This window comes from Novosphingobium sp. NFX11 (assembly GCF_057376415.1).
Genome location: NZ_CP080384.1, coordinates 733077 through 745922, shown reverse-complemented (window position 1 = coordinate 745922; position 12846 = coordinate 733077). Strand labels below are relative to the sequence as shown.

The 12846-nt window shown below is 65.9% G+C and carries 9 protein-coding genes and 1 pseudogene; 9 read left to right on the top strand and 1 reads right to left on the bottom strand.

Features of this window, described 5'->3' with window-relative positions; translation table 11 throughout:
* The 8 genes and pseudogenes from KZO24_RS03870 (at position 1) to KZO24_RS03835 (ending at position 10847) form a co-directional block, all read left to right on the top strand.
* Entirely contained in the window at positions 1 to 2322 is a 2322-nt protein-coding gene (locus tag KZO24_RS03870) for a glycoside hydrolase family 3 N-terminal domain-containing protein (protein ID WP_271184203.1), read from the top strand.
* Between the two features lie 8 nt (positions 2323 to 2330).
* Positions 2331 to 3541 (top strand): annotated as a pseudogene (manD, locus tag KZO24_RS03865) (D-mannonate dehydratase ManD).
* 5 nt (positions 3542 to 3546) lie between these two features.
* A complete protein-coding gene (locus tag KZO24_RS03860; protein WP_271184202.1) occupies positions 3547 to 4830 on the top strand; it encodes an MFS transporter in 1284 nt (427 codons plus the stop codon).
* A 21-nt stretch (positions 4831 to 4851) separates the two neighbouring features.
* Positions 4852 to 5415 carry a beta-galactosidase gene (locus KZO24_RS03855; RefSeq protein WP_486486894.1) on the top strand — a complete coding sequence of 188 codons (564 nt, stop codon included), beginning with the start codon at positions 4852 to 4854 and terminating at the stop codon, positions 5413 to 5415.
* Positions 5310 to 6527 carry a GH35 family beta-galactosidase gene (locus KZO24_RS03850; protein WP_486487136.1) on the top strand — a complete coding sequence of 406 codons (1218 nt, stop codon included), beginning with the start codon at positions 5310 to 5312 and terminating at the stop codon, positions 6525 to 6527. Before KZO24_RS03855 ends, KZO24_RS03850 begins: the two co-directional genes overlap by 106 nt.
* A 132-nt stretch (positions 6528 to 6659) precedes the next feature.
* Positions 6660 to 9548, top strand: coding sequence for a TonB-dependent receptor (locus tag KZO24_RS03845; protein ID WP_271184197.1), 2889 nt, complete (start codon positions 6660 to 6662; stop codon positions 9546 to 9548).
* Positions 9549 to 9618: 70 nt separating this feature from the next.
* A complete protein-coding gene (locus KZO24_RS03840; protein ID WP_486486893.1) occupies positions 9619 to 10707 on the top strand; it encodes a GDSL-type esterase/lipase family protein in 1089 nt (362 codons plus the stop codon).
* On the top strand, positions 10704 to 10847 hold the full coding sequence (locus KZO24_RS03835; RefSeq protein ID WP_486486892.1) for a hypothetical protein: 144 nt from the start codon (positions 10704 to 10706) through the stop codon (positions 10845 to 10847). The genes KZO24_RS03840 and KZO24_RS03835 overlap by 4 nt, the downstream gene beginning before the upstream one ends.
* 34 nt (positions 10848 to 10881) lie before the next feature.
* On the opposite strand, the gene KZO24_RS03830 is transcribed toward KZO24_RS03835, so the two are convergent.
* Positions 10882 to 11982, bottom strand: coding sequence for a glycoside hydrolase family 43 protein (locus KZO24_RS03830; protein WP_271184196.1), 1101 nt, complete (start codon positions 11980 to 11982; stop codon positions 10882 to 10884).
* A gap of 222 nt (positions 11983 to 12204) precedes the next feature.
* Here KZO24_RS03830 and KZO24_RS03825 point away from each other — a divergent pair, with 222 nt between their 5' ends.
* Complete coding sequence (locus KZO24_RS03825; RefSeq protein ID WP_271184195.1) at positions 12205 to 12597, top strand: tyrosine-type recombinase/integrase; 393 nt, start codon at positions 12205 to 12207, stop codon at positions 12595 to 12597.
* Positions 12598 to 12846 lie beyond the last annotated feature (249 nt).

Here is a 12846-nt window from a genome sequence, read left to right as displayed (position 1 = left end):
ATGCTCGCCTTCCTGCCCGTCGCCGCGCGTGCCGCCGCGCCGGTCTACAAGGACGCCCGCGCACCGGTGGACCTTCGCGTCGCCGACCTGATGAGCCGCATGACGCTGGACGAGAAAGTCGCCCAGATCATCACCCTGTCCACCCGCAAGCGCGACGTGATGGACGAGGACCGCGCCTTCGACCCGGCCCGCGCCACCCGCGCCTATCCCCACGGCATCGGCCAGATCGCCCGCCCCTCCGACCGGGGCGGCGCGGCGACCGCCAACAACACCGGCACCGACGTCACCGGCCGCTGGCGCAAGCCCGCCGAGACGATCGCCTTCGTCAACGCCACCCAGAAATGGGCGCGCGCGACCGGCCTCGGCATCCCGGTGCTGTTCCATGAGGAATCGCTCCACGGCTACATGGCGCCCGAGGCGACCAGCTTCCCGCAGGCGATCGCCATGGCGGGCAGCTTCGATCCCGAACTGGTCGAGCGCGTGCAGTCGGTGATCGGCCGCGAGGTTCGCGCCCACGGCTCGACGCTGGCGCTTTCCCCGGTGGTCGACATCGCCCGCGACCCGCGCTGGGGCCGCATCGAGGAGACCTTCGGCGAAGACCCGTACCTGTGCGGCGAAATGGGCGTCGCCGCCGTGCGCGGGCTGCAGGGCCCCGGCAAGGAACTGCCCGAGGGCAAGGTCTTCGCCACGCTCAAGCACATGACCGGCCACGGCCAGCCCGAAGCGGGCAACAACGTCGCCCCGGCCCCGCTCGGCAGGCGCGAACTGTACGACAGCTTCTTCCCGCCGTTCCGTGAGGTCGTGCGCCGCACCGGCATCGCCGCCGTCATGCCCTCGTACAACGAGATCGACGGCATCCCCAGCCACGCCAACCGCTGGCTGCTGAACGACGTGCTGCGCGGCGAATGGGGCTTCGACGGCGCGATCGTCAGCGACTACGCCGCGATCCCCGAACTGGCGACGTTCCACCACCTCGCCGCCGACCTTGAGGGCGCCGCGCGCCTTGCCCTTCACGCAGGCGTCGATACCGACCTGCCTGATGGCGAAGCCTATCGCACGCTCGCCGATCAGGTGCGCAAGGGTCTGGTGCCGGTCTCGGTCGTCGATGCCGCGTGCCGCCGCATGCTGACGCTCAAGTTCCGCGCCGGGATGTTCGAGGCGGGACCGATCGACCCCAAGGCTTCGGCCAAACTCACCGCCAACGCCGAGGCGCGCGCGCTGGCTCTTGAGGCAGCACGCAAGTCGATCTGCCTGCTCAAGAACGGCGGCGTGCTCCCGCTCACCCCCGGCGCGCACAAGCGCGTCGCGGTGATCGGCCCCAACGCCAACGTCACGCGCCTCGGCGGCTATTCGTCGGAGCCGCGCTCCAGCGTCAATCTGGTCGAGGGCATCACGGCGCGCCTGAAGGGCAAGGCCGAAGTCGTCTTCGCGCAGGGCGTGTTCATCACCCAGAGCGAGGACCGCTCCGCCAACGAAGTGCTGCTGGCCGATCCCGCGAAGAACCGCGCGCTGATCGCCGAGGCGGTCGAGACCGCCAAGGCCAGCGACGTGGTCATCCTCGCCATCGGCGATACCGAGCAGACCAGCCGCGAAGGCTATGCGAAGAACCACCTCGGCGACCGCACCGACCTCGACCTCCTGGGCGAACAGAACGCGCTGTTCGCAGCGCTCAAGGCCACCGGCAAGCCGGTGATCGTCGTCGCGCTCCACGGCCGCCCGCCCTCGTGGCCGACCGTGGCAGAGCAGGCCGACGCGATCCTCGAATGCTGGTATCTGGGCCAGGAAGGCGGCACCGCCATGGCCGAAGCACTGTTCGGCGACGTCAACCCCGGCGCCAAGCTGCCGGTCACCGTGGTCAAGGACGTGGGCCAGGTTCCGTTCTTCTACAACCACAAGCCATCGGCCAAGCGCGGCTATCTGTTCGCCGACACCGCGCCGCTATACCCCTTCGGCTTCGGCCTCAGCTACACCAGCTTCACCCTCGGCGCCCCTGCCCTCTCGGCCCCGCGCATCGCGGCGGCGGGCACCGTCACCGTCGCGGTCGAAGTGACCAACACCGGCGCGCGCGAAGGCGACGAGGTGGTGCAGCTCTACGTCCACGACCGCGAGGCGAGCGTGACCCGCCCGGTCATGGAACTGCGCGGTTTCCGCCGCGTCACCCTCAAGCCCGGTGAGACCCGCAAGGTGGAATTCACCCTCGGCCGCGACGACTTCAGCCTCTGGAACGAGGACATGCGCGAAGTCGTCGAGCCCGGACTTTTCGACATCATGGTCGGCAACAGCAGCGCCGCCCTGAAGACCGCAACCCTCGAAATCGCCTGAGGACCATCATGCCCAAGATCGTAGACGCCAAGGTCATCGTGACCTGCCCCGGCCGCAACTTCGTCACCCTCAAGATCACTTGCGACGACGGCACCACCGGCGTCGGTGACGCCACCCTCAACGGCCGCGAACTGTCGGTCGCCAGCTACCTGACCGACCACGTCATCCCCTGCCTGATCGGCCGCGACGCGCACCGCATCGAGGACGTCTGGCAGTATCTCTACAAGGGCGCCTACTGGCGCCGCGGCCCGGTGACGATGACCGCCATCGCCGCCGTCGACATGGCGCTGTGGGACATCAAGGGCAAGATCGCGGGCCTGCCGGTCTACCAGCTGCTCGGCGGTGCCAGCCGCGAGGGCGTGATGGTCTACGGCCACGCCAACGGCACCTCGATCGAGGACACCATCAACGTCGCGCTCGACTATCAGGCGCAGGGCTACAAGGCGATCCGCCTGCAGTGCGGCGTGCCCGGCATGGCCTCGACGTACGGCGTCTCGAAGGACAAGTATTTCTACGAGCCTGCCGATGCCGACCTGCCGACCGAGAACGTCTGGAACACCTCGAAGTACCTGCGCGTCGTGCCCGAACTGTTCAAGGCCGCGCGCGAGGCGCTGGGATGGGACGTGCACCTGCTGCATGACATCCACCACCGCCTGACCCCGATCGAGGCGGGCCGTCTGGGCAAGGATCTGGAGCCTTACCGCCCGTTCTGGCTGGAAGACGCGACCCCGGCCGAGAACCAGGAAGCGTTCAAGCTGATCCGCCAGCACACCACCGCGCCGCTGGCCGTGGGCGAGATCTTCAACTCGATCTGGGATGCGAAGGATCTGATCCAGAACCAGCTGATCGACTACATCCGCGCCACCGTCGTCCACGCGGGGGCATCACCCATCTGCGCCGCATCGCCGCGCTGGCGGACCTCTACCAGATCCGCACCGGCTGCCACGGCGCCACCGACCTCTCGCCGGTCTGCATGGCCGCCGCGCTGCACTTCGACCTCTCGGTGCCCAACTTCGGCATTCAGGAATACATGCGCCACACGCCCGAGACGGACGCCGTGTTCCCGCATGCCTACACATTCGAGAACGGCATGATGCATCCGGGCGACGCGCCGGGCCTCGGCGTCGATATCGACGAGGAACTGGCCGCCGGCTACGAATACAAGCGCGCCTTCCTGCCGGTGAACCGTCTCGAAGACGGCACGATGTACAACTGGTGAGCACGATGCAGGCCGTCACCGCCGTCGAAACGGAAGCCCCGGCCAAGCCGGCCGGGCGCGTGCGCTGGATCGTATGCGCACTGCTGTTCGCGGCGGTGGTGCTCAGTTATGTCGACCGTCTGGTCCTGCCCACGCTCAAGCCCGAACTGCAGGCGCGCTACGGCTGGAGCGAGAGCGGCTATGCCGACCTCGCGATCTGGTTCCAGGCGGGCTACGGCATCGCCTATGTGTTCTTCGGGCGCCTGATCGACCGGATCGGCGCGCGTGCGGGCTATGCGCTGGCGGTGGCGCTGTGGACCTTCGGGCATATCGCCCACGTGCTGTTCACCAGCACCAGCGGCATGCTGCTGGCACGCATCCCGCTCGCGATTGGTGAGGCGGGGACGTTCCCCGCCGCCATCGCCGCGACCAACGAGTGGTTCCCCAAGCGCGAGCGCGCGCTGGCGATCGGCATCTTCAACGCGGGCTCCAATGTCGGCGCGATCCTGACCCCGCTGGTGGTGCCGGTGATCGCGCTGACGCTGGGCTGGCGCTGGGCCTTCATCCTGACCAGCGCGCTGACGGTGATCTGGCTGGCGGCGTGGCTGGGCTTCTACCGCCGCCCGCGCGAGAAGAAGACCCTGACCACCGAAGAACTGGCATGGATCGAGGCCGATCCCGTCGACCCGGTACAGCCGGTGCGCTGGCGCGACGTGCTGCGCCTGCGCCAGACCTGGGCCTACATGCTGGGCCGCTTCCTGATCGACCCGGTCTGGTGGACGTTCCTGTTCTGGCTGCCAGACTTCTTCAACAAGCAGTTCGGCGTCAAGATGCTGGACTTCGGCCCGCCGCTGATCGCGGTGTACCTGCTGGCCGACGTCGGCTCGGTGGCCGGCGGCTGGACCTCCTCGCGCCTGATGGGCCGCGGGTGGAGCCTCAACCGCGCGCGCAAGACGGCGATGCTGCTGGCCGCGCTGTGCGCCGTGCCGATCGCGCTGGCCCCGCAGGCGACCAGCCTGTGGACGGCGGTGGCGCTGATCGGCCTCGCCTGCGCCGGACATCAGGGCTTCTCGGCCAACCTCTACGCCCTGCCCGGCGACACGATGCCGCGCTGGATGACCGGCTCGGTCGTCGGCCTCGGCGGACTGGCGGGCGCGGTGGGCGGCATGCTCATGGCCAAGTTCGCAGGCGTGATCCTAGAGACGATCGGCAGCTACGAGCCGATCTTCCTCGTCGCCTCCTGCGCGTATCTGGTGGCGCTCGCGGCGATCCACCTGATCCTGCCGCGCTACCAGCTCACGCACGCATAAGATAAATTCGGGAGCATCAGGATGACCTTACGCACAGCACTGGCCGCCACGTCGATACTGGCTACCGCCCTCACCCTCGCGGCCCCGGCGCATGCCGACGTACCCCGGCTGGAGACCAAGGGCGACACGAAGCAGCTGATCGTCGGCGGCAAGCCCGTGCTGATGATCGCGGGCGAACTGAGCAATTCGGCCTCGTCCAGCGCGGACTACATGGCGCCGCACTGGAAGCGCCTGAAGGACATGAACCTCGACACCGTGATCACCCCGGTGTCGTGGGAACTGATCGAGCCGGTCGAGGGCCAGTTCGACTGGTCATCGGTGGACTCGCAGATCAAGGCGGCGCGCGCCAACAACCTCAAGCTGGTGGTGCTGTGGTTCGGGGCGTGGAAGAACTCCATGTCCACTTACGTCCCCGCATGGGTCAAGCGCGACCAGCAGCGCTTCCGCGCGCGGCGATGCCCAACGGCCAGAGCGTCGAAATTCTCTCCACCTTCGGCGGCGACACCCTGCAGGCCGACCAGCGCGCCTATGCCGCGCTGCTGGCGCACATCAAGGCGGTGGATGCCGCGCAGAACACCGTGCTGATGGTGCAGGTCGAGAACGAGATCGGCATGCTCCCGGTCGCACGCGATTACAGCGCGGCGGCCAACGCCGTCTTCCGCGAACCGGTGCCGACCGACCTCGTCAACTATCTCGTCGCGCACAAGGACACCCTCGTCCCCGCCATGAAGCGCGTGTGGGCGGAGCGCGGCGCGCGCACCAGCGGCACCTGGGAAGACCTGTTCGGCGCGGGCGACACCTCCGCCGAGATCTTCGCCGCCTGGCACTACGCCCGCTTCGCTGACCAGCTGACGGCGGCAGGCAAGGCCGCCTACCCGCTGCCGATGTACGTCAATGTCGCGCTCAACCGGCCGGGCCGGATTCCCGGCGAATACCCCAGCGGCGGCCCGCTGCCGCACCTGCTCGACGTCTGGAAGGCAGGCGCCCCTCACCTCGATTTCCTGGCGCCCGACATCTACTTCCCGAACTTCGTGGACATCGTGAACGGCTACAAGCGGCCGGACAACGTGCTGTTCATTCCCGAGGCGCATAACTCCGACAATCCCATCGCCCCGGCAAATGCGTTCTATGCCATCGGCCAGCTCGACGCGATCGGCTTCGGCCCGTTCTCGATCGACTCGGTCGACGAGAACCCCGGCGCGCTCAAGGATGCCTACGGCGTGCTGCAGCAGCTCAAGCCCTATATCCTCGATGCGCAGGGCACCGATCGCATGGTCGGCTTCAAGCCGCGCCAGCTCTACGACGAAACCCTCGCCACCGAACCGGAAACGCGCGACGTCGGGCCCTATCGCTTCACCATTAGCTATGTCGATGCCCCCAAGCCGGGCGCAGATCCCGGGGCGGAGGAGCGGAAAGCCGCCAATGCCGCCATCGCGGCGGCGGGCGGCATCATCATCCAGACCGGTCCCGAGGAATACCTGATCGCGGGTCAAGGCATCACCGTGACCTTCAAGCCGCGCGCCGACGGCGGTGCCCTCGCAGGCATCGATTCGGCCTGGGAAGGCCACTATGACGCCGCCGGAAAATGGGTGGCCGGACGCCTGCTCAACGGCGACCAGACCCATCAGGGCCGCCATATCCGGCTGTTCCCGGGCCAGTGGCAGATCCAGCGGGTGAAGCTCTACACCTACAAGTAAAGATAACGCTATCATTGTTCTTGACGGCATCCGGTCACAGGAATATGGAAAAATGATAGCGCTAGCAAAGCCAGCGCATCCTGCGAGCCCCGAGCAAAGGGCAGCAGACGCATGGGAGGGAGTTCAGATATTATGACACGTAATTTCGTGACCGTTCGCGCCGTTCTGCTGGGAGCCGCCGCGCTCACCCCGTTCGTCGGTTCCGCCGCCCGGGCGCAGGACGCTGCAACTGTAGCAGCGCAGGCTCAGGCCACCGACTCGACCGTGGACGATACCGGCGCTTCGGCCGAAGACATCATCGTCACCGGTATTCGCGGCTCGCTGCAGAGCGCGACCAACGCCAAGCGCGACGCGGTGAGCTTCGGTGACAGCATCTTCGCCGAGGACATCGGCAAGCTGCCCGCCACCAACCTCGCCGAAACGCTGAACCGCATGCCCGGCGTGCGCCTCAACCGCGACATCAACGGCGAAGGCACCCAGGTCGCCATCCGCGGCCTCGGCCCCAGCTTCACGCGCGTGCTGCTGAACGGTTCGCAGCTGCAGGTGGCGTCGGACGGCGGCACCAACGGCGGCAGCGCCAACCGCGAAGTCGACCTCGACTTCTTCCCCTCGGAACTGTTCACCCGCCTCGACCTTGCCAAGAGCCCGTCGCCCTCGACGCTCGAAGGCGGCATTGCCGGCACCGTGAACCTGCGTAACGCGCGGCCCTTCGACAAGGAAGGCACCCACGTCACCGTCGTGGCACAGGGCCAGTACACCGACACCAACGACAAGTTCAGCCCGCGCGGCGCCCTCGTCGCCAGCCACACCACCGATACCTTCGGCATCCTCGTCGGCGTTGCCGGCGTGAAGACCAAGACCCGCGTGAAGGGCTTCGAGTCCGTTGGCTGGACCGACGGCAACCTGTCCTGCGGCACCGACTGCACCGACGCAGGCGGCAACAACTTCTCGTGGGCTTCGGTCGTTCCCGCCAACGCGGGCCACGGCCTGACCGCCGGCGATCCCGTAGACGTGGTGGCCACCTCGGGCCTGACCGCCGACCAGCTCAGCACCGCGCTGATCCCGCGCCTCGGCCGCCAGAGCCTGACCGAAGGCACCCGCTCGCGCGTGTCCGCCCTCGCCTCGCTCGAATGGCGCCCCAGCGACGAGCTGCACTTCGCGCTCGACGGCCTCTGGGCCAAGTCGCAGCGCAACTACAGCAAGGTCAACATGAACTGGCAGGTCCGCAACTCGGGCCCGGGCACCAGCGCGCAGTCGACCGGCGGCATGATCCCGATCGACCTGACCGTGGATGACAACAACGTCGTCACCAGCGGTACGTTCGCCAACTCGTCGTTCTTCCTCGAGGCTAGCCTGTTCAAGCAGACGACCAAGTTCTGGAACATCAACCCCAGCGTAACCTGGCAGCCGACCGAAGATCTCAAGATCGAGGCGAGCGCGAACTATTCGAAGAGCAGCTTCTTCCGTGAACAGCCGACCTGGGCCTTCCAGACTACTCCGCAGTCGGGCGTGGACGTCTATTACGACAACACGAGCGGTTCCTATCCGTCGATCACCAGCAACATCGACCTGAACGATCCCGATAGCGGCACCTGGCAGTGGTATCGCCAGAACATCCAGCTCGTTCGCCGCAAGACGGAAACCAAGGGTGCGCACCTCGACGTCACGTACGGTGATGACATGTTCAACGTGAAGGTCGGCGCGGCTTATGACCGTGCTACGCGCTCGATCCGCGCATACGACAACAGCACCGCCTACCAGCTGTCGGTCTGCGGCACCGGCTGCACCGGCAACACCGGTTCGATTACCACCGGCGAAATCTCGGAGTACCTCAAGAGCTCGTCGGTCGCCGGTTTCATCGTGCCCGATTTTGACGCGATCAAGAGCGCCACGAACTACGCCAGCTACCGCGACAGCGCGCCTGAAACGCGCGGCGCGGTGACTGGCGGCGCGACCGGCGACATGGACGAAGAGGTCATGGGCGCCTACTTCGAGCTGAACGGCGTGACCACGATCGCGGGCCGCGACCTGCATATCAACACCGGCATGCGCTATGCCCACACCAACCAGACCGTGACCGGGCCGAGCCAGGTCGGCACCTCGATCATCGACATCACCTCGAAGTCGAAGTACGAGAACTTCCTGCCCTCGATTAACCTGACCTATGATCTGGCGAACAACATCAAGCTGCGCGCATCCGCGTCGCGCACGATGACCCGTCCGGATGCGGGCCAGATCCTGCCCGGTATCACCTTCTCCGATCCCTCGGCGCTGACGGCGACGGCGGGCAACCCGGACCTGAAGCCCTACACCTCCGACAACTACGATATCGGCGGTGAACTCTACACCGGCGGCATTGGCTACATCGGCCTGTCGGCGTTCATGAAGAATATCCAGGGCTTCACCGTCACCACCTCGAACGAAGTCACCTTCGGTTCGCTCAACATCCCGTTCGACGGCCTGCTCTCGACGCAGCAGAACGCTCTTAACGATCGTTCGGCTGCGACCGGCATCGCCGTCAACAACCTGCCGATCACGGTCAACCGTCCTGTCAACCTGAGCGACCTGAAGATCAAGGGTATGGAAGCCACCTGGGTCCAGCCGCTCGACTTTCTGGTCAAGGGCCTCGGCTTCTCGGCCAACGGCACGTACCTGAAGCAGTCCTCGTCCTCGGGCCTGGTTGCCACCGGCGTGTCCAAGTACTCTTACAATCTGCAGGGTTTCTACGAGAACAACGGCCTGTCGATCAGCGTGAATTACGTCTGGAACGACAAGTCGATCGCCGTGAACAAGCCGCAGAACGGCATCGCCAACGCTTCGCTGCGCAACGACGCACGCGGCCAGCTGGACATGTCGGCGGGCTACCAGCTGCCATTCCTCAACGACGGCGTGCGTCTGACGCTCGATGTGCTGAACATCACCAACGAGTCGATCCGCACCACCTTCGAATACTCGAACGCGGCCTACTCGGTCTACAAGCCGGGCCGTCAGGTACTGGCCGGCATAAGGGCCAACTTCTGATTTCCTCCCTACCCTACCCACTGAGCCGGCCTTTGTGCCGGCTCTTTCTTTTTCGGGAGACTTCGTTTTCATGACACACATGCTGCGCCCAGCCGTTCTGACCGCCGCGCTTGCGCTCGCCGCGCCGCTTCCCGCCACGGCTGCGCCTGCAGCCGCGCAATGTCCATGGACCGCCGCATGGGGTTCCTCGCAGATGCCGCTGAACGGTGACGATCGCCTGCCGGAAGCGGCCCGCCGCGACGTTACCCTGCGCCAGATCGTCCGCCCCTCGACCGCCGGAAGCGAGCTGCGCATCCGACTCTCCAACGCCTTTGGCGAGGCGCCGCTGGTCATCGAGAACGCAACGCTGGCCCGCGCGGCCTCCCCGCAGCATCCCGACCTCACCGCCGGTTCCTCGGTGCCGCTGCGCTTCGACGGCAAGGACCGGGTAGTCATCCCCACCGGTGCCGACTGGCTCTCCGACCCCGTCCGCATGGCCGTCTCTGCATTCGACGATCTCGCCGTGTCGCTGCACTTCGCGGCGCTGCCCGTGCAGCAGACCGGCCACCCGGGATCACGCGCCACCTCATACTGGCTGAACGGCGACCGGACGAACGACAACCCCTTCGCGGGCGCGACCACGACCGATCACTGGTACATGCTCTCCGGCATCGAGATGCGCCGCTGCGGCGCCGGCGCCGTGGTCACACTCGGGGATTCGATCACTGACGGACGCGGCTCCACCACCAACGGCAACGATCGCTGGACCGACGTGCTGGCCCGCCGCCTCTCCGGCAAGCGCGCCGTGGTGAACCAGGGTATCGGCGGCAACCGCGTGCTGCTCGACGGCACCGGCCCGAACGCGGTGGCGCGCTTCGATCGCGACGTGCTCTCGGTCCCCGGCGTCACCCACTTGATCGTACTGGAGGGGATCAACGACATCGGCATGCTCACGCGAGACGCGCCGGCCACGCCCGAGGCCCATGCCGCACTGGTCGCGCAAGTAACCGGCGCTTACGCCCAGATCGTCGCGCGCGCGCATGCACGCGGCATCACGGTCTACGGCGGCACCCTGCTGCCGTTCATGGGCATGGAATACTACCACCCCGCCGCCGCCAGCGAGGCCGACCGGCAGGCGATCAACGCCTGGATCCGGACCCCGGCCACTTCGACGCGGTGATCGACTTCGACGCGGTAATGCGCGATCCCGCGCGCCCCGATCATCTCAATCCGGCCTACGACGGGGGTGACGCGATCCATCCCAACCCGGCCGGCTACAAGGCCATGGGGGAGGCCGTTTCGTTACATCTGCTGAAATGAGGAAGGGGCGCCGATCGGGCGCCCCTTTTTCGTTTTACCGCCGGATCATCGGGTCGATCGTCCTGATCGTCCCGTCGGCATTGTAGTGCAGTTCGGTCACCTTCACGTTGCGCAGGCGGGTCTGCCCCGAAAGCTGCGTGTCGGCATAGAACAGCCACCAGCGCCCGTCCCACTGCACGATCGAGTGATGCGTCGTCCACCCCTCGACCGGCTCGAGGATGCGGCCCTTGTAGGTGAACGGGCCATAGGGAGAATCGCCGATCCCGTAGGCGAGCAAATGCGTGTCGCCGGTCGAGTAGCTGAAGTAGTACTTGCCCTTGTACTTGTGCATCCACGAAGCTTCGAAGAAGCGCCGGTCGTGGTCGCCGCCCAGCAGCAGCTTGCCCTTCTCGTCCACGATGCGCAGTTCGCGCGGGGCCTCGGCGAATTCGAGCATGTCGTCGCTCATGCGCGCGACACGGGGCAGGAGCGCCGGCCTGTCGTCCGCCTGCAGATCGGTCTTCGAGCCGTTGGGATCGTACTTGCCGCCGACATTGCGCTGAAGCTGGCCGCCCCAGATGCCGCCGAAGTACATGTAGCTCTTGCCGTCGTCGTCGGTGAACACCGCCGGATCGATCGAGTAGCTGCCCTTGATCGGCTCCGGCTGCGCCTTGAACGGACCGGTCGGGCTTTTCGAGGTGGCAACGCCGATGCGGAAGGCGCCCGCCTTGTCCTTGGCCGGGAAGTACAGGTAGTAAGTACCATCGCGGAAGGCCGCGTCCGGCGCCCACATCTGCTTCTCGGCCCACGGCACGTCCTTGACGTCGAGCGCGACGGGCCCAAGCGTTACCGGGCCGCCGATCTTGTCCATCGATAGGATGCGATAGTCGCGCATCTCGAAGTGGCTGCCGAGGTCGTCCTCGGGCGTCGGCCCGTCGATATCATGGCTGGGGTAGACGTAGATCTTGCCGTTCCACACATGCGCGGACGGGTCCGCCGTGTAGATCTCGCTGACGAGCGGCTGCGAGAGGTACTTCGACTTGTCCGACTCGACATGCTTCGCAGCGTCGTTGGAAGGCGCTTCTTTCGAACAGCCTACGATGGCAATGCACGATGCTAGCGCGAGCAAAGGCAATAAGCTGAATTTCCTTGGCATACAATCTCCCGCAAGATAATTATTACAATAAGATAGCGCTATCATTTAACCTTGGGATTTTGCAAGCGTTTATCGAGCATCGTGGAGAATAGAGGGCGTAGACCATTACCGGCTCGACCGCCTTTCCGATGGTCGTAAAAGAGCGAGTCGCACAAGGCACCGATCCGATCGCGTACAGGAAAGAGGCGAAATTTCAGATCGCAGCCGACAGGATGACCTTCGATGCTGACGCGAGAATGGATAGAGGCGCGCCGGCCTGACTGGTCGCCGCGCTATGTGCGCCTCATCGAGGGGCGCCTCAAGAGCGACATCCTGCCTATCATCGGCGACAAGCCCGTCCGCTCCAGCCTGCCGCGTACGATGCTCGAAGCCTTGCGCCTCATCGAGGCACGCGGCTCGTACGAGATGGCGCACCGCATCAAGAACCACTGCAGCGAGATCTTCCGCTTCGGCATTCCGGACGGGCGCTGCGAAAGCGACCCCTGTCGCGACTTGTCGGCCGCGATGATCAAGCCCGCACCGGTCCGCCACCGCGCCAAGGTCGAAATCAAGGATTTCCCGGAATTCTTCGCGCGGCTCAACTCCTCGTCGCGAGCGGCTAGCCGAACCTCTTGATGGCACAGACCATGTGGCCCTCGACCGTAAGCGCTGTGCTCAGGTCACCGCAGTCCACGGCATAAGTTCGCCGACGGCGTTCGCCGGCAGCCAGGCATGCGGGTTGGTACCCGAGATCTTCCAGTTCTCGAAAGGCCAGAGCGCTCGCCAAAGCGCTTCATTTCAGCCCACGGCTCATCGAAAAATCTCAATTCGTCTCATGAGGCACCAAAACATCCTCGATTTTCTTCGGTAAAAATGAAGGTATTC